The organism is Nocardioides zeicaulis (assembly GCF_042432345.1).
Classification (GTDB): domain Bacteria; phylum Actinomycetota; class Actinomycetes; order Propionibacteriales; family Nocardioidaceae; genus Nocardioides; species Nocardioides zeicaulis.
The window spans coordinates 734,999-756,933 of sequence record NZ_JBHLXH010000002.1 but is presented as its reverse complement, the minus strand read 5'-3'; the positions used below and the strand labels follow the sequence as shown (position 1 = coordinate 756,933).

22 protein-coding genes are annotated in these 21,935 nt (G+C 72.4%); 8 read left to right on the top strand and 14 right to left on the bottom strand.

Annotation, left to right across the window (positions count from 1 at the left end):
- Positions 1-27: 27 nt before the first annotated feature.
- Positions 28-1,707 (top strand): substrate-binding domain-containing protein, encoded by a 1,680-nt coding sequence (locus ACFFJG_RS18225; RefSeq protein WP_378520198.1) that lies wholly within the window; start codon positions 28-30, stop codon positions 1,705-1,707.
- A 74-nt stretch (positions 1,708-1,781) separates the two neighbouring features.
- Here ACFFJG_RS18225 and ACFFJG_RS18220 read toward each other — a convergent pair whose 3' ends face one another.
- Genes ACFFJG_RS18220 through deoC form a run of 3 tightly spaced genes read right to left on the bottom strand, consistent with a single transcriptional unit; the run spans position 1,782 to position 5,061 of the window.
- The gene (locus ACFFJG_RS18220; RefSeq protein ID WP_378520197.1) at positions 1,782-2,642 is read right to left on the bottom strand and encodes an aldehyde dehydrogenase family protein; all 861 of its coding nucleotides are present in this window, start codon (positions 2,640-2,642) and stop codon (positions 1,782-1,784) included.
- A complete protein-coding gene (locus ACFFJG_RS18215) occupies positions 2,639-4,078 on the bottom strand; it encodes an aldehyde dehydrogenase family protein (protein ID WP_378520196.1) in 1,440 nt (479 codons plus the stop codon). The genes ACFFJG_RS18220 and ACFFJG_RS18215 overlap by 4 nt, the downstream gene beginning before the upstream one ends.
- A gap of 5 nt (positions 4,079-4,083) precedes the next feature.
- Positions 4,084-5,061 carry a deoxyribose-phosphate aldolase gene (gene deoC, locus ACFFJG_RS18210; RefSeq protein ID WP_378520195.1) on the bottom strand — a complete coding sequence of 326 codons (978 nt, stop codon included), beginning with the start codon at positions 5,059-5,061 and terminating at the stop codon, positions 4,084-4,086.
- Between the two features lie 78 nt (positions 5,062-5,139).
- Between deoC and ACFFJG_RS18205 the strand changes: the two genes are divergently transcribed.
- Positions 5,140-5,763 (top strand): hypothetical protein, encoded by a 624-nt coding sequence (locus ACFFJG_RS18205; protein WP_378520194.1) that lies wholly within the window; start codon positions 5,140-5,142, stop codon positions 5,761-5,763.
- Positions 5,764-5,800: 37 nt separating this feature from the next.
- Here ACFFJG_RS18205 and ACFFJG_RS18200 read toward each other — a convergent pair whose 3' ends face one another.
- From ACFFJG_RS18200 to ACFFJG_RS18190, 3 genes are read right to left on the bottom strand one after another with little or no spacing between them, the layout of a single operon-like run.
- Positions 5,801-7,765 (bottom strand): CASTOR/POLLUX-related putative ion channel, encoded by a 1,965-nt coding sequence (locus ACFFJG_RS18200; RefSeq protein ID WP_378520193.1) that lies wholly within the window; start codon positions 7,763-7,765, stop codon positions 5,801-5,803.
- 54 nt (positions 7,766-7,819) lie between these two features.
- A complete protein-coding gene (locus ACFFJG_RS18195) occupies positions 7,820-9,004 on the bottom strand; it encodes a right-handed parallel beta-helix repeat-containing protein (RefSeq protein ID WP_378520192.1) in 1,185 nt (394 codons plus the stop codon).
- Between the two features lies 1 nt (position 9,005).
- Complete coding sequence (locus ACFFJG_RS18190) at positions 9,006-10,670, bottom strand: phospho-sugar mutase (RefSeq protein WP_378520191.1); 1,665 nt, start codon at positions 10,668-10,670, stop codon at positions 9,006-9,008.
- Positions 10,671-10,722: 52 nt separating this feature from the next.
- On the opposite strand from ACFFJG_RS18190, the gene ACFFJG_RS18185 reads away from it, so the two are divergent.
- Entirely contained in the window at positions 10,723-11,094 is a 372-nt protein-coding gene (locus ACFFJG_RS18185; RefSeq protein WP_378520190.1) for a VOC family protein, read from the top strand.
- Positions 11,095-11,104: 10 nt separating this feature from the next.
- Here the strand turns inward: ACFFJG_RS18185 and ACFFJG_RS18180 are convergent, their stop codons facing one another.
- On the bottom strand, positions 11,105-11,551 hold the full coding sequence (locus ACFFJG_RS18180) for a sigma factor (RefSeq protein WP_378520189.1): 447 nt from the start codon (positions 11,549-11,551) through the stop codon (positions 11,105-11,107).
- Positions 11,552-11,640: 89 nt separating this feature from the next.
- Here ACFFJG_RS18180 and ACFFJG_RS18175 point away from each other — a divergent pair, with 89 nt between their 5' ends.
- Both ACFFJG_RS18175 and ACFFJG_RS18170 read left to right on the top strand, forming a co-directional pair.
- Entirely contained in the window at positions 11,641-12,090 is a 450-nt protein-coding gene (locus ACFFJG_RS18175) for a MarR family winged helix-turn-helix transcriptional regulator (protein WP_378520188.1), read from the top strand.
- Positions 12,087-12,800: an MOSC domain-containing protein gene (locus tag ACFFJG_RS18170; RefSeq protein ID WP_378520187.1), complete on the top strand. Its 714-nt coding sequence runs from the start codon at positions 12,087-12,089 to the stop codon at positions 12,798-12,800. The genes ACFFJG_RS18175 and ACFFJG_RS18170 overlap by 4 nt, the downstream gene beginning before the upstream one ends.
- Here ACFFJG_RS18170 and tpx read toward each other — a convergent pair.
- Positions 12,770-13,267, bottom strand: coding sequence for a thiol peroxidase (gene tpx, locus ACFFJG_RS18165; protein WP_378520186.1), 498 nt, complete (start codon positions 13,265-13,267; stop codon positions 12,770-12,772). The two genes, ACFFJG_RS18170 and tpx, sit on opposite strands and share 31 nt — an antisense overlap.
- Positions 13,268-13,323: 56 nt before the next feature.
- Here tpx and ACFFJG_RS18160 point away from each other — a divergent pair, with 56 nt between their 5' ends.
- A complete protein-coding gene (locus tag ACFFJG_RS18160; RefSeq protein ID WP_378520185.1) occupies positions 13,324-14,655 on the top strand; it encodes a DUF2252 domain-containing protein in 1,332 nt (443 codons plus the stop codon).
- A gap of 30 nt (positions 14,656-14,685) precedes the next feature.
- Here ACFFJG_RS18160 and ACFFJG_RS18155 read toward each other — a convergent pair whose 3' ends face one another.
- The 5 genes from ACFFJG_RS18155 to ACFFJG_RS18135 all read right to left on the bottom strand — a co-directional run bounded on the left by ACFFJG_RS18155 (position 14,686) and on the right by ACFFJG_RS18135 (position 18,251).
- On the bottom strand, positions 14,686-15,687 hold the full coding sequence (locus tag ACFFJG_RS18155) for an aldo/keto reductase (RefSeq protein ID WP_378520184.1): 1,002 nt from the start codon (positions 15,685-15,687) through the stop codon (positions 14,686-14,688).
- A 67-nt stretch (positions 15,688-15,754) separates the two neighbouring features.
- The gene (locus ACFFJG_RS18150) at positions 15,755-16,129 is read right to left on the bottom strand and encodes a MerR family transcriptional regulator (protein WP_378520183.1); all 375 of its coding nucleotides are present in this window, start codon (positions 16,127-16,129) and stop codon (positions 15,755-15,757) included.
- 46 nt (positions 16,130-16,175) lie between these two features.
- Positions 16,176-16,973: an NAD-dependent epimerase/dehydratase family protein gene (locus tag ACFFJG_RS18145; protein WP_378520182.1), complete on the bottom strand. Its 798-nt coding sequence runs from the start codon at positions 16,971-16,973 to the stop codon at positions 16,176-16,178.
- A gap of 1 nt (position 16,974) precedes the next feature.
- Positions 16,975-17,775: a purine-nucleoside phosphorylase gene (locus ACFFJG_RS18140; protein WP_378520180.1), complete on the bottom strand. Its 801-nt coding sequence runs from the start codon at positions 17,773-17,775 to the stop codon at positions 16,975-16,977.
- Positions 17,776-17,798: 23 nt separating this feature from the next.
- The gene (locus tag ACFFJG_RS18135) at positions 17,799-18,251 is read right to left on the bottom strand and encodes a gamma-glutamylcyclotransferase family protein (protein WP_211733106.1); all 453 of its coding nucleotides are present in this window, start codon (positions 18,249-18,251) and stop codon (positions 17,799-17,801) included.
- A gap of 68 nt (positions 18,252-18,319) precedes the next feature.
- On the opposite strand from ACFFJG_RS18135, the gene lpdA reads away from it, so the two are divergent.
- Both lpdA and ACFFJG_RS18125 read left to right on the top strand, forming a co-directional pair.
- Positions 18,320-19,723, top strand: a complete 1,404-nt coding sequence (gene lpdA / locus ACFFJG_RS18130; RefSeq protein WP_378520179.1) for a dihydrolipoyl dehydrogenase — start codon at positions 18,320-18,322, stop codon at positions 19,721-19,723.
- The gene (locus ACFFJG_RS18125) at positions 19,723-21,102 is read left to right on the top strand and encodes an NAD(P)H-quinone dehydrogenase (protein ID WP_378520178.1); all 1,380 of its coding nucleotides are present in this window, start codon (positions 19,723-19,725) and stop codon (positions 21,100-21,102) included. The genes lpdA and ACFFJG_RS18125 overlap by 1 nt, the downstream gene beginning before the upstream one ends.
- Here ACFFJG_RS18125 and ACFFJG_RS18120 read toward each other — a convergent pair.
- Positions 21,038-21,934 (bottom strand): DNA-formamidopyrimidine glycosylase family protein, encoded by an 897-nt coding sequence (locus ACFFJG_RS18120; protein WP_378520177.1) that lies wholly within the window; start codon positions 21,932-21,934, stop codon positions 21,038-21,040. The genes ACFFJG_RS18125 and ACFFJG_RS18120 overlap by 65 nt on opposite strands.
- Position 21,935 lies beyond the last annotated feature (1 nt).

Sequence of the window (21,935 nt, the reverse complement as noted above, 5' to 3'; positions counted from 1 at the left end):
CAGATCGATGTTCCTGTGGGAGGACCCATGAGTCTCGACGACTCGACACCTGCGCCCGACGGCGCCGACACCTCGGGAGGGCGGCACCGGCCGACCGCCCTGGGTGGCAACAAGCTGCTCGTCGGCGGTGTGGCCCTGCTGCTGCTCGTCGGCGCCCTGGTCTTCTTCATGGTCAAGGGCGGCGCCAGTGACTCCGAGGCCGCCGACTGCGTCTCGGAGCAGGTGCGCCTGACCACGGCCCCCGTGATGGAGGACCTGGTCGAGCAGGCCGTCAAGAGCGTCAACGAGGACGAGCCCTGCATCGACGTCAAGGTCACGTCGGGCACGGTGAAGGACGTCGTCGCGCTGCTGGCCGACCCCAACGCCGAGCTCCCCGAGATCTGGATCCCGGACAGCCCGACCTGGAAGGGCCAGCTCACCGGGGCCGGCTGGACCGGCACGCCGGTCTCCGAGGTCCTCGCCCAGACGCCGGTCGGCCTCGTCGGCGGCCCCGCCGCGAAGGCGCCCGCCTCGTGGGCGGCTGCCCTCGACAGCGGCGCGCTGGCCATGTCCGACCCGAGCGCGCAGGGTGCCTCGGCGCTCGCGCTGCTGGCTCCGTACGCCGAGATGAAGGCCACCGGCGAGACCGCCCAGACGATCGAGGAGAAGACCGTCCCGGTCGCGCAGACCTTCGGCGAGCGCGCCGTCGACGGCGGCTCCACCGAGAGCGACCTGGCCGACATCACCGCGTCCAGCACGCAGCTCGTGCCGGCCACGGAGCAGGCCTACCTCGCCGCCCGTCGCAGCAACGACCAGCTCACCCTCGTCGCGCCGCAGACCGGCGCGCCGATGCTGCAGTACCCGCTCGTCGACGTGAACCGCGGCAGCCTGGACGTGATGGCCTCCGGCGGCGACCTGTCCGCCCGCGTGGCCCGTGCGATCGGCCGCTGGTTCAGCTCGAGCGCCGGTGTGGACGCCGTCGCCGCCGCGGAGCTCCGCGGTCCTGACGGTGCGGCACTGCCCAACGGCATAGGCCTGGGCGCGGCCAAGGTGCTGCCGAAGGTCGCGCAGAAGACCACCGACGACACCCTGCGCCAGTGGCGCGTGCTGTCGGTGCCCTCAAGCATCCTCGCGGTCGTCGACCTCTCCGGCTCGATGAAGACCGCCATCGGTGACACCACCCGCATCCAGCTGGCCGTCAACGCCTCGCAGGTCGCGCTGGACGCCTTCCCCGAGACCGCCCGCATCGGCATCTGGGGCTTCTCCAAGAACCGCGGCGAGGGTGGGGTCTCCTACCAGGAGTACGCCGGCCTCGACCGGCTCGACGCCGACGCCGGCGACGCGGGCACCCACGGCGACGTGGTGCGCAAGGAGGCCGACGCCCTGGTGGGCCGCGTGCGCGGCGCGACGGGCCTGATGGACACCACGCTGGCGGCGTACAAGTACGCCCAGGAGAAGTGGGACCCGGCGTGGTTCAACTCCGTGGTGATCTTCACCGACGGCGCCAGCGACGACTCCAGCTCGCTGTCGCTGGAGTCGCTGGTCAACCAGCTCAAGTCGGTCCGCGACCCGGCCAAGCCGGTCAAGGTGATCATCATCGGCATCTCGCAGGACTCCGACACCGGTGAGCTCGAGCAGATCGCAGCGGCGACCGGCGGCCAGAACTACCTGGTGAACAACCCCAACGAGATCCTCGGGGTGCTCGCCCAGGCGCTGCTCAACCGCTGACCCGCACGCACGACGAGAGGCCCCGGGAGATCCGCAGAGGATCTCCCGGGGCCTTCGTCGTGCGCGGGGGCGGCTCAGACGCCGATCGGGTGCCAGACGGTCTTGACCTCGACGAAGCGGGTCATCCGGTCCAGGCCCGGCTCGGCCAGCCAGTCGGTGTCGGGGGCCGGTCGGCGCACGCGCTTGAGGTTGTCGGCCGCGGCTGCCTCGAGCTCGGTGGCCAGCGCGACGTCCTCGACGCCGGTGAGGTCGAGGCCGTTGACGTCCATGTGGGAGGCCAGCCACGGGGCGATCTCGGCCTGCGCGCCGGTGAGCACGTTGACCACGCCGCCGGGCAGGTCGCTGGTGGCCATGACCTCGCCGAGCGTGATCGCGGTGAGCGGGTGCGGCTCGCTGGCGATCACCACGACCGTGTTGCCGGTGATGATCAGCGGCGCGACGACGCTGACGAGGCCCAGCAGGGGGCCCCGCGGGGCGACGACGGCGACGACGCCGGTCGGCTCGGGGGTGGAGAGGTTGAAGTAGGGGCCGGCGACCGGGTTGGCGTTGCCGACGACCTGGGTGAGCTTGTCGGCCCAGCCGGCGTACCAGACGAGCCGGTCGATCGCGGCGTCGACGTAGGTGCGGGAGCGGGCGGGGGAGAGGCCCTCGGCGGCGCGCAGCTCGGCCTCGAACTGCTCGCGGCGGCCCTCCATCACCTCGGCGACGCGGTAGACGACCTGCGCCCGGTTGTAGGCGGTGCGGCCGGACCAGCCACCGAACGCGGCGCGGGCGGCGACGACGGCGTCGCGGGCGTCCTTGCGGGAGGCCTGGGCGGCGTTGGCCAGGAGGCGGCCCTTGGCGTCGTTCACGATGTAGGACCGTCCGGACTCGGAGCGGGGGAACTGGCCCCCGATGTAGAGCTTGTAGGTCTTGCGCACGTCGATGCGGCTCACGCGTCCGCTCCCTTCAGGTAGGCCTCGAGGCCGTGGCGACCGCCCTCGCGGCCGTAGCCGGACTCCTTGTAGCCGCCGAACGGCGAGGTGGGGTCGAACTTGTTGAACGTGTTGGCCCACACCACCCCGGCGCGCAGCCGGTTGGCCACGGACAGGATCCGCGAGCCCTTGTCGGTCCACACGCCGGCCGAGAGGCCGAACGGGGTGTTGTTGGCCTTCTCGACGGCCTCGGAGGGCGTGCGGAAGGTCAGCACCGACAGGACGGGGCCGAAGATCTCCTCGCGGGCGATGCGGTGGGCCTGGGAGACGCCGGTGAAGACGGTCGGGGCGAACCAGTAGCCGTTCGACGGCAGGTCGCAGGGGGCCGACCAGCGCTCGGCGCCCTCGGCCTCGCCGATGTCGGAGAGCTCGCGGATCTTGGCGAGCTGCTCCGCGGAGTTGATCGCGCCGACGTCGGTGTTCTTGTCGAGCGGGTCGCCCACGCGCAGCGTGGCCATCCGGCGCTTGAGTCGCGCCATCACCTCGTCGGCCACCGACTCCTGCACCAGCAGGCGCGAGCCTGCGCAGCAGACGTGGCCCTGGTTGAAGAAGATGCCGTTGACGATGCCCTCGACGGCCTGGTCGAGCGGCGCGTCGTCGAAGACGATGTTCGCGGCCTTGCCCCCGAGCTCGAGGGTGACCTTCTTGTCGGTCCCGGCCACGGCGCGGGCGATGGCCTTGCCGACCTCGGTGGAGCCGGTGAAGGCGACCTTGTCGACGTCGGGGTGCGCGACGATCGCGCGGCCCGTGGCGCCGGCGCCGGTGACGATGTTGACCACGCCCGGCGGGAGGTCGGCCTGCTGGCAGATCTCGGCGAACAGCAGCGCGGTCAGCGGGGTGGTCTCGGCCGGCTTGAGGACGACGGTGTTGCCGCAGGCCAGCGCCGGGGCGATCTTCCACGCCAGCATCAGCAGCGGGAAGTTCCAGGGGATGACCTGGCCGGCGACGCCGAGCGGGGTCGTGCCGTAGCCGGAGTACTCCAGCTTGTCGGCCCAGCCGGCGTAGTAGAAGAAGTGCGCCGCGACGATCGGGACGTCGACGTCGCGCGACTCCTTGATCGGCTTGCCGTTGTCGATCGACTCCAGCACGGCGAGCTCGCGCCCGCGCTCCTGGATGATCCGGGCGATGCGGTAGAGGTACTTGGCGCGCTCGGCGCCCGACATCCGCGACCACACGCGGGTGTAGGCGCGGCGGGCGGCCCTCACGGCCTCGTCGACGTCGGCGTCGCTGGCCTCGGCGACCTCGGCCAGCACCTCCTCGGTGGCGGGGTTGACGGTCTTGAACGACGTGCCGCTGCCGTCGACGAACTCGCCGTTGACGAACAGGCCGTAGGACGGCTTGATGTCGACGACGGCGCGCGACTCGGGTGCGGGGGCGTACTCGAAGACGTTGCTCATCTGCCTCAGTCCAGCGTGAAGTAGTCGGGACCGGAGTAGCGACCGGTCGTCATCTTGGTGCGCTGCATCAGCAGGTCGTTGAGCAGCGTGGAGGCGCCGAAGCGGAACCAGTCGGGGTCGAGCCAGTCGGGACCGGCGACCTCGTTGACCATCACGAGGTACTTGATGGCGTCCTTGGTGGTCTTGATGCCACCGGCCGGCTTCACGCCGACCATCTGGCCGGTCTGCTCGCGGAAGTCGCGGACCGCCTCGAGCATGATCAGCGTGACCGGCAGGGTCGCGGCCGGCTGCACCTTGCCGGTGGAGGTCTTGATGAAGTGGCCGCCGGCCATCATCGCCAGCCAGCTGGCCCGGCGGACGTTGTCGTAGGTCTGGAGCTCCCCGGTCTCGAAGATGACCTTGAGGTGGGCGTCGCCGCAGGCCTCCTTGACCTGGGCGATCTCCTCGTAGACGTCGAGGTACCGACCCGAGAGGAACGCACCGCGGTCGATGACCATGTCGATCTCGTCGGCCCCGGCCTCGACGGCGTCGCGGGTGTCGGCCAGCTTGATGTCCATCGCCGCGCGACCGCTGGGGAAGGCGGTGGCCACGGCCGCGACGTGCACGCCGCTGTCGCCCAGGGTCTGCCGCGCGGTGCCGACCATGTCGGGGTAGACGCAGACCGCCGCGGTGGCCGGGCAGGTCGGGTCGGCGGGGTCGGGGCGCATCGCCTTGGAGGCGAGCGCGCGGACCTTGCCGTGGGTGTCCTGGCCCTCGAGGGTGGTCAGGTCGACCATGCGGATGGCCAGGTCGATGGCGAAGGCCTTCGCCGTGGTCTTGATGGACCGGGTGGCCAGACCGGCGGCGCGGGCCTCGCACCCGACCTGGTCGACCCCCGGGAGGCCGTGGAGGAAGCGGCGGAGCGAGGAGTCGGAGCGCACGATGTCGTCGAAGGCACCGTGGGTCGAGGGGGCGCTCGCCGTCGAGCTGGGAGTGGGTGTCACCGACCCAGCATAGAGTTGGCCGCCGACGGCCCGACAATCCGAGGAGGGCCAACTCCTGCCCAAATCGGAGGCCCTCCCATGGCACGCGTGCAGCACGACGACGGCACGGTCGTGGAGCGGTTCCACGCCACCAGCGGTCGTGTGACCGGCTGGATGGCAATGGTCCTCGCCGCGGTCGTGGTCGTCGCCGGGGTGGCCTACGCCGACGACGGCTTCCCCCTGTGGGTGGCGGCCGCGGCGCTGCTCGTCGGGGTCCTGGCGTGGGCCGCGATGCTGCGCCCGGCGCTGTGGGTGACCACCGAGCACCTCGTCATGCGCAACCTCGCCGAGACCGTCCACGTCCGGCTGGCGGCCGTCGAGGAGATGGCCGTGCGCCAGGTGCTGGTCGTGCGCGCCGCCGACCGGCGCTGGGTGTCCACGGTGGTGGGGCGGACGTGGCGCAAGGCCCTCACCTCGCGCCACCGCCCGGGCGGCCTGGCCACCGACGCCGCGCTCGCGCCCACCGAGGGCATGCACTACGCCGACTTCGTGGAGGACCGCCTCCACGACCTGGTCGACAAGGCCCGCTCCCGCGAGGGCGTACGACCCGGCTCGCGCGAGCATCTGGCCCTGCCCGACGCGGTGCGACGCGAGCCCGCGATGGTGCCGATCGTGCTGGTCGTCGGCTCCGTCCTCTTGCTGCTGGTCAGCTTCTTCCTCTGAGCGCTGCCCGCTGCGCGGTGGGCGTGCCGCGCACGGGTCAGTCCTGGGCGAGCACGACGACCCGGTCGCCCGGTCGCACGGTCAACGTCGCCGACTTGGGCGGGTTGACCCGCACGCCGAACTCCGCGCCGCTGGCGGAGAGCTGGTCGGACTTCCAGCCGATCGCTGTCTCGCCGCGCCGGATCGCGCCCTCCACCACGCTGGCCCACGACACCTCGACGTCCGGTCGGACGTACCACTCCGCCGGCCGCAGGTAGATCTCGGCGCCGTCGGCGCCGAGGAGCTCGGAGAAGACCGCCTCGAGCCGGGCGTCCTCCGAGAGCTGGGTGACGATGAGGCTGACGAACTCCCCGCTCACCACGACGTCGTCGATGTCGGCGACCTGCGCGAGCACCCGGTTGCGGTCGTCCATCATCTCGCTCACCACGGCGGTCTCGCTGCCGAGGCGGGCCAGGATGTCGCGCACGTGGAGCAGGGTGACGAGCGTCCTGGCGTCGGCGGCCTGGGCCGGCAGGTCGTCGGAGTAGCAGAGCACGATGACCTGGTCGAGGCCGGCGACGACGTGCTGGTCGAGGGTGGCGCGGTCGGTCGTGACGCCGTGGACCACCTCGACGGCGAGGTTGCGCAGCGGGGGCACCCGCGGCTCGCCGAGGCTGGTGAGCACGGTGATGGTCGAGCCGGGGTCGGCGTACCGGTCGAGCTCGGCGAGCATGAGCGGCGCGCGCTCGTTCCAGCCGATCATCACCGCGCGGCCCGGCTCCTGGGGGACCGGCGTGGTCTGCCCGAGGTGCTCCTCGACCGGCTCGGCGTGCGCGGCGCCGGAGGCGTCGAGGACGGAGTCGTCCTCCGCGACGAGGACGAGCGTGTGGCCGGCGACGACGGTGTCGGGCGGTGGGCTCAGCCGGCTGCCCTCCGCGCCGACCAGGCCGATCAGGCTGGCGCTCTCGAAGCGGTGCTGGGCCTGGGCGTACGTGAGGCCGTCGAGGCCGTGGTCGGCGAGGAAGTAGATCTCGTCGCCGTCGTAGTCGAAGAGCTCGACGTAGACGGCGGAGGCGCCCGACTGGCGCGAGGTCTGCACGACGAGCTTGGCGACCGTCTCGCGGATGTCGAGGAGGGTGGTGCGCTCGGCGCCGACGAGGCGGGCCGCCTCGAGGTTGGTCGGGTTGCGGATCTCCGCGACGATGCGGGGGCCGTCCGGGCCCTCGTGGGTCAGGGCCAGCAGGGTCTTGATCACCTCGGCGTCCGGGTCCTCCGAGCCCGCGGGCGCGAGCAGGATGACCGAGCGGGCGCTGCGGTGGCTGGAGACCGCGAGGTCGTCGACGTCCATCGGCGAGCCGCTGCGGCACACGATCCGGGTGCCGCGGGTCTCGGGCACCTTGGCGCGGATCTCCTCCTCCATCTCGACCTTGTCGCGGTCGGCGAGGACGACCACGACCGGACGCCGGCGGCTCTCGTTGGCGATGGCGAGCTCGCGCAGGATGGTGAAGATCGACTCCGACCAGCCGAGGATCACGGTGTGGTCGCGCTCGAGCACCAGCGAGCGGCCGCGCTGGAGCTCGGCGATCTTGGCGTCGATGCCGGCGGCGATCACGCCGATCAGCGCGCTGACGATGAACAGCCCGGCGACGGTGAGGGCGAGCATGGTGAGGATGTAGCGCCACGGGTGGCCGACGTCGCCGGCGACGGTGCCGGGGTCGAGGGCGTGGAGGAGGGCGTTGAAGACCTCGTCGCCGAACCCCTCGCCGTCGCCGGGGCCACGCAGGCCGAGGCCGATCGTGACGAGCGCGAAGAACACGATCAGCAGCAGCGTGAGGGCGCTCAGCCACGCGATCAGCGCGGGGGTCCCCCGCGACATCGAGTTGTCGAACAGGTAGCCGGCCCGCTCGCGCCACGAGGGTGCCGGGGCGCTCGGCCGACGACCGGGGGCGGTGGAGGTGCCGGAGGCGCGCTCACCCATCGCCTTGGCGGTGCGCGAGCGGAGCTGTCGACCGGTCTGACCCATGGCGCACATCGTCGTGCACCCCGGCCCGCCCCGAGGCCGAATCGGCGAACCCGGTCAGCGCAGCTCGAAGGCCCCGAGGTCGGGACGGCCGACGACGGGTCGCCGGACGGACCCGGCGGGGGCGACGTACTCCAGGGCGGGGCGCCAGCGCCGCGGCACCCGGACGCCGCGGTCCACGGCGGGGGAGGACGCGACGAGCCGGAAGTCACCGGCGGAGGCATCGACGAACGACTCGGTGCCGACGCGGCGGTTCGCCCGCGCGGAGGCGCTCGCGCCCGCGGTGAGGTCACCCGGACCGACGAGCAGGTTGTTGCGCAGGGTGGCGACGCTCCCCTCGGCGAGCGCCACGAACGTGCCGCTCGAGCGTCGGTCGACGAAGGTGTTGTGGACCACCCAGAGCCGGTGGGAGGCGTTCGTGAGCCCCTCGGCGCCGTAGGAGACGAGCGTGGGGTTCTCCGAGCGCGGTCCCTGCACGACGACGTTGCCCGCGACGAGCGCGCGCCCGCCGTTGGGCAGGTCGATGGAGTAGCTGGCGGTGGCGTCGCCGTCGTCGATGAGGTTGCCCACGATGGTGGTGCGGGCCGCGCGGGACTTCAGCTCGTGGCCCACGTCGGCACCCCACAGCCAGCTGCCAGTCACGGTCAGCGAGCGGACGGCGCCGACGTAGAGGTTGTGCGAGTAGCCGTCGCCCGCCCCGTTGCGGAAGAAGCGCGAGCGCCGCACGACGACGTCGCTCTCGGGGTCGGCGCCGGTGAGGATCCCCTCCTGGTTGTCGTGGAACCAGCTGCGGGTGACCGTGAGGTCGGTGCCCTCCTGCCGGATGCCGGCGCCGTTCGCGTCGGGGACCGCCGCGCCGCTCATCTCGACCCGGTCGACGCGGGTGCGGTCGCCGGCGATCACCCAGATCGCCTTGCCCTGGGCGTCGGTGCCGTCGGCGCGCAGGTGGGCGCGCCCGCCGACGCCGCGCAGGGTGAGGTCGTCCTGGGTCCAGGTGGCCACGTCGCCCGAGTAGGTGCCGGCGTCGATCAGCACCGTGTCGCCGTCGCCGGCCACCGCCGCCGCGGCGCTGGGGGCGGCGAGCGCTCGGCCCGGGCCGACGAGCCAGGTGCGCGGAGCGCGCTCACGGGCGCCGTCGTACGCCGTCCCCGTCCCCGTCGCCGTCCCAGCCGCCGTCGCGGGTGCGGGGACCAGCACGCCGGCCGCGAGGGCCAGGCCGAGTGCTGCGGCACGCCCGCGCACGTCAGGCCTCCGCGGGCTGGCCGAACGCGACGCCGCGCAGGTCGGCCTTGATCGCGTCGAGGCGGCCCGCGGCGGAGATCCGGGCGGCGTCGACGCCGTCCTCGACGCCCTCCTCGACCGGGACCACGACCTCGAGGTAGCACTTCACCTTGGGCTCGGTGCCGCTCGGGCGGACGATGACGCGCGCGCCCTCGGCGAGGGAGTAGCGCAGGCCGTCGGTGGGCGGGAGGAGGTCGGTGCCCTGCGCGAGGTCCTCGACCCGCTCGACGGCCAGGCCGCCGAGGGCCTGCGGGGGAGCGGCGCGCAGCCGGTCCATCGTGGCGGCGATCTCGGAGAGGTCCTCGAAGCGCACCGAGAGCTGGTCGGTGGCGTGCAGGCCGTGCGTGCGGGCGATGTCGTCGAGCAGGTCGGTCAGGGTGCGCCCCTCGGCCCTGGCCTGCGCGGCGAGCTCGCACACCAGCAGCAGCGCCGAGACGCCGTCCTTGTCCCGGACGTGCTCGGGGTCGCAGCAGTAGCCGAGGGCCTCCTCGTAGCCGAAGGCGAGGCCCTCGACGCGGCCGATCCACTTGAAGCCGGTCAACGTCTCCTCGTGCGGCTGGCCGGCGGCAGCGGCCATCTTGCCGAGCAGGCTGGAGGACACGATCGAGTTGGCGTAGGTGCCGGCGCGGCCGCGGGCGAGCAGGTGGTGGGCCAGCAGCGCCCCCACCTCGTCGCCGCGCAGCATCCGCCAGCCGTGGGCGTCGGGCACCGCGACGGCGCAGCGGTCGGCGTCGGGGTCGTTGGCCACGACGAGGTCGGCGCGCTGACGCGCGGCCAGGGCCATCGCGAGGTCCATCGCACCGGGCTCCTCCGGGTTGGGGAAGGAGACCGTGGGGAACTCGGGGTCCGGGTGCTCCTGCTCCTCGACCACGTGGGGCGCCTCGAAGCCCGCGGTCTCCAGCACCTGGGCCACCGTCGAGCCTCCGACGCCGTGCAGCGGCGTGTAGACGATCGACAGCTCGCGCGGGCCGTCCTCGGCGAGGCCGGCGACGGTGTCGAGGTAGCGGTCGACGATCTCCTCGCCGACCGGCCGGCCCGCGTCGCCGCGGGGGAGGTCGGCGATCGCGCCGACCGCGGCGATCTGCGCGGCGATCTGCTCGTCGGCGGGCGGCACGATCTGGCTGCCGTCTCCGAGGTAGACCTTGTAGCCGTTGTCCTGGGGCGGGTTGTGGCTGGCGGTCACCATCACGCCGGCCGCGCAGCCGAGCTCGCGGATCGCGAACGCCAGCAGCGGCGTCGGCAGGGTGCGGGGCATGACGAGCGCCTTGAACCCGGCGCCGGTCATGATCTCGGCGGTGTCGCGCGCGAAGACGTCGGAGTTGTGGCGGGCGTCGTAGCCGATCACCACCGAGCCACCCGCGTGACCGGTGGCGCGGAGGTGGGCCGCCAGGCCGGCTGCCGCGCGCGTGACGACCACCCGGTTCATCCGGTTGGGCCCGGCACCGAGCGCGCCGCGCAGGCCGGCCGTGCCGAACTCGAGGGTGCCGGCGAAGCGGTCGGCCAGGTCGGTCTCCTCACCGCGCTCGGCGGCCGCGACGAGCGCCTCGAGCTCGGCGCGGGTCTGCTCGTCGGGGTCCTCTGCGGCCCACGCGCGGGCCTGGTCGATCAGCTCGGTCGGTGCGGTCATGGTCCGCACGCTATCGGCAGCCGCTGTCGGTGGGCGCTGTCAGGATCTGACCATGATCGATCACCTCGGCATCAACTGCACCGACCTCGCGCGGGCGGCGGGGTTCTACGACCGGGTCCTGGGCGTCCTGGGCCACCGCCGCGTCATGGACGTCGGCGTGGCCATCGGCTACGGCACCGACGGTCCCGACTTCTGGATCAGCACCTTCGACGGGGTCGGCCCCAACCGCGAGGTGCACGTCGCCTTCGCCGCGCCCGACGCCGCGACGGTGCGGGCCTGGCACGCGGAGGCGGTGGCCGCGGGTGCGGAGTCGCTGCACGAGCCACGCCTGTGGCCGGAGTACCACCCGGCCTATTACGGCGCGTTCGTCCGCGACACCGAGGGCAACAACATCGAGGCGGTCTGCCACACCGGCGACTCCTGATCCGAGGTGGTCACCGGCCGCCCGCCGCCGCCAGCCTCCGCAGCCCGCTGGTGAGCAGCGTCGTCGCGGGGTCCTCGGCGCCGAGGTGCGCGTCGATGGACCGGTGGTCGAGCCCGTCGAAGCGGGCGAGGTGCAGCGCATCGGCCTGGAGGCGGGTGAGGCCGGCCGCGCGCAGCGCCACCCGGTGGGCGATCCCCAGCACCCACGCGGCTGCGCCGGGGCTCGCGGGGTCGTACGTCGCCGCACGGCGCCACACCTCGAGGAACGCCTCGCAGCAGACCTGCTCCGCGGCGTCGGGGTCGCGCACCAGGCACGTCACCAGCCCGTACACGCGGGGGGCGAGCCGGTCGTACATCGTCGCGAACGCTGCCGTGTCCTGGTTCCCGGACCGCTCGAGCAGGTCCTCGAGCGTCACGTCGGTGCCCTGCTCGTCGTCGGGTGTTGCTCGTCCAGCCACAGGCGCCCTCCCAGACTCCCCGCTGCGGCATTGCCTTGCGCACACACCACTTGTGCACAAGGTATCGGGTGTAGGGCAGAATGCCGCACATGGGGACGCTGGGGACGCCGAAGGCCGTGCCGCTCGACGACCAGCTGTGCTTCGACCTCTACGCCGCCTCGCGTGCGGTGACGGCCGCCTACCGCCCGGTGCTCACCGAGCTCGGCCTCACCTATCCCCAGTACCTCGTGCTGATCGTGCTGTGGGAGCACGAGAGCTCCACGGTGCGCGACATCGCGGCCCGGCTCCGCCTCGACCACGGCACCCTGACCCCGCTGCTCAAGCGGATGGAGGCGGGCGGTCTCGTCGAGAGGCGCCGCGACGACGTCGACGAGCGGTTGGTCGTGGTGTCCCTCGCGCAGCGGGGCGAGGCGCTTCGCCAGCACGCCGAGGCGATCCACTGCGACATGGTCGAGCAGATCGGGCTGGTGAAGGACGAGTTCGAGCAGCTGCAGGAGACCCTGAGGCTGCTCACCGCTCGCGTCTCGCCCGCGACGTGAGCGCCACCGTCCTGTCGGTCAACGCCGGCGCGCTGGCCACGGTCGCCGGGCTGCGCCGGCCCAGCGGCATCCGCAAGCACCCGGTCGACCGGATCACCGTGCGTGACCCCGGGCCGAAGCGCGGCGGCCTCGGCAGCGGGGTCGTCGGGGACGAGATCGGCAGCCGCAAGCACCACGGCGGCGACACCCAGGCGGTCTACGCGTTCGCGCGCGAGGAGCTCGACCGTTGGGAGCGCGAGATCGGCCGCGAGCTCGCCGACGGCATGTTCGGGGAGAACCTCACGACCAGCGGCCTCGACGTCGACGCCGCCGAGATCGGCGAGCAGTGGCGGGTGGGCGCGGTGCTGCTCGAGGTCTGCGGCCCGCGGGTGCCGTGCCGCACCTTCGCCGCCCACATGGCCGAGCCGCGGTGGGTCCGGCGCTTCGCCGAGCACGGGCGCACCGGGGCGTACCTCGCGGTGCGCGAGGCAGGCGTCGTCGAGCGCGACGACCCGATCGAGGTGGTCCACCGGCCCGGGCACGGCCTCACGGTGCCGATGTTCTTCCGCGCCTGCATGGGCGACCGCGACCTCGCGCAGGTGCTGCTCGAGGCGCAGGTGCTGCCGCAGGTCGAGCACGACTGGCTCGCCTCAGGGTGTGAGCCCGCCCCCGGCCGGGGCCGGGGGCGGGCAGCAGGAGGTCAGGACAGGGCGGCGACCGCGGCGTCGTAGTCGGGCTCCTGGCCGATCGCGTCGGTGAGCTGGGTGTACAGGACGGTGCCGTCGGTGTCGAGGACGACGACTGCGCGGGCGAACAGCTGGTCCCAGCCGCCGCCGTCGATGGCGACGCCGTAGTCCTGGCCGAACGAGGAGCGGAAGGCCGAGCCGACGAGGACGGCGTCGATGCCCTCTGCGCCGCAGAAGCGGGCCTGCGCGAACGGAAGGTCGCGCGAGACGCAGACCACGGCGGTGTTGTCGAGGCCGGACGCGAGCTCGTTGAACGTCCGCACGCTCGCCTGGCACACGCCGGTGTCGATGCTCGGGAAGATGTTGAGCACGACGCGCTTGCCGGCCACCGAGGAGTCGGTGAGGGCCTGGAACTTCGCGTCGACCAGGTCGAAGCCCGGCGCCTTGGAGCCGACCGCAGGAAGCTCGCCGACGGTGCTGACGGTGGTGTCGCCCAGTTGTGTGGTTGCCATGGCCCCATCCTGCCGCAGTCCTCCACGCGCCGGCGGTCGCGCCCTACAGTGCGGACGTGACCAGTGACGCGAAGCACCACGAGCATGGGGACCGCACGTCCGTCATCGTGGAGGTGCTCCGCGACGCCTTCGCCCCGCTGATGCGTGCCGACCCCGCCGCCTTCCGCGCCAAGTACCGCAAGATGGCGCGCGACCCGCACGCCTTCTACCGCGGCACCGCGTGCCTGTTCTACCGCGACGTGACCGCCGAGACCGACGACTGGTCGCGACACGGAGCCGAGCGGATCTGGATCCACGGCGACCTGCACGTGGAGAACTTCGGCACCTACCTCAACTCCGACGGCCGCCTCGTCTTCGACGTCAATGACTTCGACGAGGCCTACCTGGGGCGCTTCACCTGGGACCTCCAGCGCTTCGCGGCCAGCCTGGCGCTGCTGGCGTGGCAGAAGGCGCTGCCGGAGGAGGCGATCCGCAAGCTCATCGCCCGCTACGCCCGCTCGTACCTCTCGCAGGTCAACCACTACGTCGAGTCCGACTGCGACGACGACTTCGAGCTCACCCTCGACTCGGCCGGCGGTCCGGTGCTCGTCGCGCTCGAGGAGGCGCGCTCGATGCGTCGTGCGGACCTGCTCGACGAGATGACGGTGATGACCAAGGGGGTGCGCCGCTTCAGCGAGGACGCCTCGGTGCGCCGGCTCGGGCGCGACGAGCGGGCGAAGGTGGTCGCCGCGTTCGAGCACTACCTCGAGACGATCCCGCAGTCCAAGCGCTTCGACCGCGCGCTGTTCTACGAGCTGCGCGACGTGGTCGGCAAGTCGGGCTTCGGCATCGGCAGCGCCGGCCTGCCGGCCTACAACGTGCTCGTCGAGGGCTACAGCCAGGCGCTGGACAACGACGTCGTGCTCAGCATGAAGCAGGCCAACGTCCCGGCCGTGAGCCGCTTCGTCGACACCGCCGAGGTCGACGCCTACTTCGAGCACGAGGGCCAGCGGACGGTGGTCAGCCAGCGTGCGCTCCAGGTGCACACCGACCCGCTGCTCGGGCACACCAGCATCGACGGCGTCGGCTACGTCGTCGCGGAGGTCTCCCCCTACGAGGTCGACCTCGACTGGGACGAGATCAACGAGCCCGACCAGATGCGCGCCGTGGTCGAGCTGCTGGGCCGGGCGACGGCGAAGATCCACTGCGCCTCCGACGAGGACAGCCAGCAGGACCTCGTGGACTTCCAGGTCGAGGAGGCGATCGCGCGGTCCCTCGAGGGTCGCCGCAAGGACTACGTCGGCTGGCTGTGCGACTGGGGCATCGCCTACGCAGCCCAGGTCCGTGCGGACCACGCGCTGTTCGTCGACGCCTTCCGCGAGGGCCGGGTCGGGATCGCCGCGACCTGAGCGGCGCGCCCGACCCCGGCCCCGGGACGGTCAGGCGTCGATCGTGGACATGTCGCCGTAGCGCTCGCCGACCACCGCGTCGCGCGGGACGGCCTGCTCGAGCGCGGCGAGGTCGTCGCCGGTGAGCTCGACGCCCACCGCGCCGACGTTCTCCTCGAGGTACTTCACGCGCTTGGTGCCGGGGATGGGCGCCACGTCCTGGCCCTGGGCCAGCACCCAGGCGAGGGCGAGCTGGCCGGGCGTGCAGTCCTTCTGCGCCGCGAGCTCCGTCACCTTCTCGACGAGGGCGAGGTTGGCGTCGAGGGCCTCGCCCTCGAAGCGCGGGAAGCGCCCGGCCGCGCGCGAGTCGCCGGCCTCCAGCGTCTCGCGCGAGACGGCGCCGGTGAGGATGCCGCGCCCCAGCGGGGAGTACGGGACCAGGCCGATGCCGAGCTCGCGCAGGACCGGCAGCACCTCGTCCTCGATGTCGCGGGTGAAGAGGGAGAACTCCGACTGCAGGGCGGTGATCGGGTGGACGGCGTGGGCCCGGCGGATGGTCTCCGCGCCCGCCTCGGACAGACCGAGGTGGAGCACCTTGCCGGCCTCGACGAGCTCCTTCATCGCCCCGACCGTCTCCTCGATGGGGACCGACTTGTCGACGCGGTGCTGGTAGTAGAGGTCGATGTGGTCGACCCCGAGGCGCTGCAGCGACGCGTCACAGGCGGATCGGACGTAGTCGGGGGAGCCGTTGATGCCCACCCAGGACCCGTCGGGGTTGCGCTCGTTGCCGAACTTCGTCGCGAGCTGCACCTCGTCGCGACGACCGGCGATCGCGCGGCCGACGAGCTGCTCGTTGGTGAACGGGCCGTACATGTCGGCGGTGTCGAGGAAGCTGACGCCGAGGTCGAGGGCGCGGTGGATGGTGTCGATGCCGGACTGCTCGTCAGGGGTGCCGTAGAACTCCGACATCCCCATGCAGCCGAGGCCGAGGGTGCTGAGGGCGAGGGCGGAGGTCGTGCCGAGGGTGCGCTGTCCGATGTCTGGTGTGGTCATGACTCCACCCAACTCCTTCGAGCGCGCTCCAAGTCAAGAGCGGGTGCGCCGACCTGGGGAACACCTGTCAGGAGGCAGGCCTGACCGTGTGCTCGTAGATCGCGATCTTGTGGTCGATCGCACGCAGGTGCGAGGTGACCTCGGCCAGCTGTTGCTCCACGGTCTGGCGGTGGGCCAGCAGCAGCGCGAGCCGCTCGTCCTCGTTGCCGGCGCCCTCGCGCACCAGGGCGGCGTAGCGGCGCACGTCGCGGATCGGCATGCCGGTGGCGCGGAGGCGGGTCACCATCTCGATCCAGCGGAGGTCCTCGTCGGTGTAGCGCCGATGGCCCGACGACGCGCGCTCCACCGAGCGCAGCATCAGCCCGTCGCGCTCGTAGTAGCGGAGGGTGTGCGCGGTGAGGCCGGTCTGCTCGGCGGCCTCGGCGATGCTCAGGCTGGTCACCGCACCAGTGTCGGACTTGGAGTGCGCTCCAAGTCAAGGGGTCCCGTTAGGACCCCAGGGCCGGGCGGTGGAAGCGCTCGAGCGCGAACGGTCCGCCGACGTGCTCGGCCTCGGCCTCGTCGTCGGGTCCCGGCTCGACCTGGTCGGCGAAGTCCTCGGCGTCGTCCTGCGGCTCGAAGCCCAGCCGTCGGCCCGGCTCGAGGTCCCACCAGCCGCGGGTGTTGGCGCTGGTGCCGTAGAGCACGGCGTACCCGGGCGAGGGTGCGGTGAGCGCGGCGAGCACCATCCGGACCGCATCGCCGGGGGAGAGCCAGGTCGACAGCCCGCGCACGGTGGCCGGCTGCTCGAGGAACGAGCCGATCCGGCAGGCCACCGCGTCGAGGCCGTGGCGGTCGACGAACAGGCGCAGGAGCGCCTCGGCCGCCACCTTGGCGACGCCGTAGTAGGTGTCCGGGCGGGGGAGCGCGTGCTCGGTCAGCACCCCCTCCTCGCGCGGGGTGCGTCCGACGGCGTGGTTGGACGAGGCGTACACGATGCGCGGCACGCGGTGGGCGACCATCGCGTCGAGCAGCGCGGCGGTCGTCACGACGTGGGAGGTCAGCTCGGTCGGCAGCGACGCCTCGTCGGGGAAGCCGGCGAGGTGCACCACGGCGTCGAGGCGCTCGGCGTCGAGGACGGCCTCGACGGCGTCGGGGTCGGCGCAGTCGGCCTCGTGCCAGGCGAAGGTGGTGCCGTCGGGCGCCGGGACCAGGTCGAGGCCCACGACGTCGTGGCCGGCGGCGACCAGGCCGGGACAGATCGTCCGGCCGAGGCTGCCGGCCGCGCCGGTGACGAGGACGCGCACGTCAGATCCGGGTGACGACCTGGCTGAGCAGGCCGCCCATCCGGCTCGCGGCGGCCTTGCCCGCCTCGAGGACCTCCTCGTGGTTGAGCGGCTCGCCGCTCAGGCCGGCGGCGAGGTTGGTGACCAGGCTGATGCCGAGGATCTCCATGCCGGCCTCGCGGGCCGCGATCGCCTCGAGGGTGGTGCTCATGCCGACCAGGTGCCCGCCCATGATCCCGGCCATGCGCACCTCGGCGGGCGTCTCGTAGTGGGGGCCGGGGAACTGGACGTAGACGCCCTCGTCGAGGGTCGGGTCGACCTCCTTGCACATCGCGCGCAGGCGCGGGCTGTAGAGGTCGGTGAGGTCGACGAAGTTCGCGCCGACGATCGGGCTGGTGCCGGTGAGGTTGATGTGGTCGGAGATCAGCACCGGCTGGCCGGGCTGCCAGCCCTCCTTGAGGCCCCCGCAGCCGTTGGTGAGCACGATGGCCGAGCAGCCGGCGGCCGCGGCGGTCCGGATCGGGTGCACGACCGCCGCGACGCCCTTGCCCTCGTAGAAGTGGGTGCGGGACAAGAACACGAGCAGGTTCTTCCCACCGTTGCGGATCGAGCGGATCTTGCCGCTGTGGCCGGCCACGGCGGCCGCGCTGAAGCCCGGGAGGTCGGTCGTGGAGATCTCGGCGGTCGCCTCGCCGAGCGCGTCGACGGCCGGCAGCCAGCCCGAGCCCAGGACCAGGGCGATGTCGTGGTGCTCGACCCCGGTCAGCTCGGCGAGCTTCTCGGCGGCGGAGGTGGCGGCGTCGTACGGGCTCTGGTCGCTCATGGCCCGCACTCTAGGGCCAGGGCTCAGAGACCGGTGGAGCGGCAGGCGCGTCGGCGCAGCGCCGCGACGTAGTCCTCGGGGGCGCCGGCGGCCTCGGCGGAGTCGGCGAGCACCCCGAGGTAGGACGCGGAGGGCAGCCCGCCCTCGTAGGCGTCGAGGACGTAGGCCCACACCACCAGCGGGCCGGTCATGGTCTGCACCCGCACCTTGGTCTTGCGGTAGAGCCCGGTGTCGGCGGCCTCCCAGCCGTCGAGGGCCCGCTCGTCCTCGGGCGTGACGTCGTAGACCGCGACGAACACCTGCTCGAACGGGTCCTGCACGATGGTCGACAGGGCGCCGTCCCAGCCGTGCTCCTCCCCGCCGAAGGTCAGCCGCCACCCCGTCAGCCAGCCCGTGGAGTGCAGGATCGAGTGGGGGCAGCGCTCGCCCATGCGGGCCGGATCGAGGTTCGTCCCGTAGGCGGCGTAGAGCGTCACGGGAGGAAGGCTACCGAGCCGTCGCCTCCCGGTGTGCCCCAGCGGAGCCGGACAACTAGGCTGGGGGCGTGACCGACACGCACTTCGACACCCTCGTCCTCGGCGCCGGCCCCGGTGGCTACGTCGCCGCGATCCGCGCAGCCCAGCTCGGCCAGAAGGTGGCCGTGGTGGAGGAGAAGTACTGGGGAGGTGTCTGCCTCAACGTCGGGTGCATCCCGTCGAAGGCGCTGCTGAAGAACGCCGAGCTCGCGCACACCCTCCAGCACGAGAAGGCCAAGTTCGGCATCGAGGGCGACGCGACGATGTCGTTCGGCCCGACGCACAAGCGCAGCCGCGACGTCAGCGCCGGCATCGTCAAGGGCGTCCACTTCCTGATGAAGAAGAACAAGATCACCGAGATCGACGGCTGGGGCACGCTCACCAGCGCGACCGGGATCGACGTGAAGGACAAGGACGGCCAGACCACCGGCTACACCTTCGACAACCTCATCATCGCCGCGGGCGCGACGGTCCGGCTGGTGCCGGGCGTCGAGCTCAGCGAGAACGTCGTCACCTACGAGGAGCAGATCCTCACCGACCAGCTGCCGGAGTCGATCATCATCGGCGGCTCGGGCGCGATCGGCGTCGAGTTCGCCTACGTGATGGCCAACTTCGGCGTCGACGTCACGATCGTGGAGTTCCTCGACCGGATGGTGCCCACCGAGGACTTCGACATCTCCAAGGAGCTCCTCAAGCACTACAAGAAGCTCGGCGTGAAGGTGCTGACCTCCACGGCCGTGAAGAACGTCGAGGACACCGGCTCGGGCGTCAAGGTCACCGTCGCCCCCGCCGCCGGCGGCGACGAGCAGGTCCTCGAGGCCGGCAAGTTCCTCGCCGCCTTCGGCTTCGCCCCGCGCGTCGAGGGCTACGGCCTGGAGAACGTCGGCGTCGAGCTCACCGAGCGCGGCGCGATCGCGATCGACGACTTCGGGCGCACCAACGTCCCGAACGTCTACGCCATCGGCGACTGCACCGGCAAGATGATGCTCGCCCACGTCGCCGAGGCGATGGGCATCGTGGCCGCCGAGACCATCAACGGCGCCGAGACGATGCCGGTCGAGTACGACTTCGTGCCCCGCGCGACCTACTGCATGCCGCAGATCGCCTCCTTCGGCTTCAGCGAGGCGCAGGCCAAGGAGAAGGGCTACGACGTCAAGACCGCAACGTTCCCCTTCACCGCCAACGGCAAGGCGATGGGTCTCGGCGAGGCGGTCGGCTTCGTCAAGGTCGTCGCCGATGCCGAGCACAACGAGATCATCGGCACCCACATGATCGGCCCGGACGTCACGGAGCTGCTGCCGGTGATGACGCTGGCCCAGAAGTGGGACCTGACCGCCGACGAGGTCGCCCGCAACGTCTTCGCGCACCCGACGCTGGGTGAGGCCGTCAAGGAGGCCGTCCACGGCATCGCCGGCCACATGATCAACCTCTGATGTCCGACCACATCGTCATCGTCGGCGGCGGGCCGGGCGGCTACGAGGCCGCCCACGTCGCCGCCCAGCTCGGCGCCACGGTGACCGTGGTCGACACCGACGGTGTCGGCGGGTCCGCCGTCCTCACCGACTGCGTGCCGAGCAAGACGCTCATCGCCACGGCCGAGCTGATGACCGAGATGTCGACCGCGCAGGAGCTCGGGGTCAACTTCCACGACCACCAGGGCGACGCGGCGACCTCGATCACGGTCGACCTGGCCCGGGTCAACGCGCGGGTCAAGCAGCTCGCCGCCGACCAGTCCGCCGACATCGCCGCCCGCCTCGAGCGCGACGGCGTGCGGGTGGTCACCGGTCGTGGTCGCCTCGGCCCCGACCTGACCGTGCACGTGGGCGAGGAGGTGCTGCAGGCCGACGCGATCATCGTCGCGACCGGCGCCGCCCCCCGCACCCTGCCGAGCGCCCAGCCCGACGGCGAGCGGATCCTCACCTGGGAGCAGGTCTACGACCTGACCGAGGTGCCGGAGAAGCTCATCGTGGTCGGCTCCGGCGTCACCGGCGCGGAGTTCGCCAGCGCGTACCTCTCGCTCGGCATCGACGTCACCCTCGTCAGCAGTCGCGACCGCGTCCTGCCCGGCGAGGACGCCGACGCCTCCGCGGTGCTCGAGGACGTGCTGACCCGGCGCGGCATGCACGTGCTCGGGAAGTCCCGGATGCAGTCGGTGACCCGCGAGGGCGACGAGGTCACGGTCACGCTGACCGACGGGCGCACCGTCACCGGCAGCCACTGCATCCTCGCGCTGGGCTCGATCCCCAACACCGCCGACCTCGGCCTCGAGGAGGCGGGCGTGGCGACCGACGACGGCGGCTTCATCGTCGTCGACCGGGTCTCGCGCACCACCGCGCGCGGCATCTACGCCGCGGGCGACTGCACCGGCGTGCTGATGCTGGCCTCGGTGGCGGCGATGCAGGGCCGGATCGCGATGTGGCACTTCCTCGGCGACGCGGTCGCGCCGCTGGACCTCAAGAAGGTCTCGAGCAACGTCTTCACCTCGCCCGAGATCGCCACCGTGGGGTGGTCGCAGCAGGCGGTCGACGCCGGCGAGATCACCGCCGAGGTCGTCACCCTCCCGCTCGCGGGCAACGCGCGCGCCAAGATGCAGGGCGTCCGCGACGGCTTCGTCAAGCTCTTCTGCCGTCCCGGCACGGGCATCGTGGTGGGCGGCGTGGTCGTGGGACCGCGGGCCTCCGAGCTGATACACCCCGTCTCGATCGCGGTCGCGGAGTCGCTGACGGCCGACCAGCTCGCCCACGCCTTCACCGTCTATCCCTCGATGAGCGGCTCGATCGCCGAGGCCGCGCGGCGGCTGCACCGGGTCTGACCCCCACCCGGGCCTCCGGGCCCGGGCCGGGCTGGCAGGCCGGGCACCACCACGTGAAGCGGTTGGCGGCGTCGCCGGCGACCTCCTCGGCGGTGCTCACCGGTCCGCGGCACCGGCGGCAGCCGAAGCGCTGGCGCCCGACGACCCAGTGGTCGTCGCCCCTGACCGGCGACCCCGTGGTCACCTGGTAGGCGCCGTCGACGGTGGCCGAGTGCTGCAGCATCGTGGCCGCCCGCCCCACCAGTCGCTCCACGTCGACGTCGCCGATCGGCGTCCACGGGCTGACGCCGACGAGGAAGGCGAGCTCGTTGGCCCAGAGGTTGCCGAGACCGGCCATCCGGCGCTGGTCGAGGAGCGCGGTGACCAGGGGCAGCGCCGGGTCGGCGCGGAGCCGGCGCACCGCCTCGTCGGCGTCCCAGTCCTCGCGCAGCGGGTCGGGACCGAGGTGCCCGACGAGGTCGTGCTCGCGGTCGGTCGGCACCAGGTCGAGGTCGTGGAGCCGGATGCCGTGGACGGTGCGGTCGTCGTCGAGGGTGAGCACGAGCCGCACGTGGGGCTGCACGCGCCCGGGCAGCCGCTTGCCTGGCGCGAGCGTCGACCAGGACCCGTCCATCCGGAGGTGGCTGTGGAGCGTGGCCGCGGGGGACCCGGCCAGGCCCGAGAGGCGGGTCAGCAGGTGCTTGCCGTGGGTGTCGTGGCCCAGCACCGTGCGGCCGGCGACGTCACGCGTGGCCAGGCGCGGGGTGCGGAAGTCGGAGCGCACGACGGCGTGACCGGCGAGCTGGCGGTCCAGTCGCCGGGCGAGCTTCCACACGCTGTCTCCCTCGGGCACG

Coding starts and splice junctions, on each gene's coding strand:
- ACFFJG_RS18225 (WP_378520198.1), top strand. CDS start 28: ATGAGTCTCGACGACTCGACACCTGCGCCCGACGGCGCCGACACCTCG.
- ACFFJG_RS18215 (WP_378520196.1), bottom strand. CDS start 4,078: ATGAGCAACGTCTTCGAGTACGCCCCCGCACCCGAGTCGCGCGCCGTC.
- ACFFJG_RS18205 (WP_378520194.1), top strand. CDS start 5,140: ATGGCACGCGTGCAGCACGACGACGGCACGGTCGTGGAGCGGTTCCAC.
- ACFFJG_RS18200 (WP_378520193.1), bottom strand. CDS start 7,765: ATGGGTCAGACCGGTCGACAGCTCCGCTCGCGCACCGCCAAGGCGATG.
- ACFFJG_RS18190 (WP_378520191.1), bottom strand. CDS start 10,670: ATGACCGCACCGACCGAGCTGATCGACCAGGCCCGCGCGTGGGCCGCA.
- ACFFJG_RS18185 (WP_378520190.1), top strand. CDS start 10,723: ATGATCGATCACCTCGGCATCAACTGCACCGACCTCGCGCGGGCGGCG.
- ACFFJG_RS18175 (WP_378520188.1), top strand. CDS start 11,641: ATGGGGACGCTGGGGACGCCGAAGGCCGTGCCGCTCGACGACCAGCTG.
- tpx (WP_378520186.1), bottom strand. CDS start 13,267: ATGGCAACCACACAACTGGGCGACACCACCGTCAGCACCGTCGGCGAG.
- ACFFJG_RS18155 (WP_378520184.1), bottom strand. CDS start 15,687: ATGACCACACCAGACATCGGACAGCGCACCCTCGGCACGACCTCCGCC.
- ACFFJG_RS18140 (WP_378520180.1), bottom strand. CDS start 17,775: ATGAGCGACCAGAGCCCGTACGACGCCGCCACCTCCGCCGCCGAGAAG.
- ACFFJG_RS18125 (WP_378520178.1), top strand. CDS start 19,723: ATGTCCGACCACATCGTCATCGTCGGCGGCGGGCCGGGCGGCTACGAG.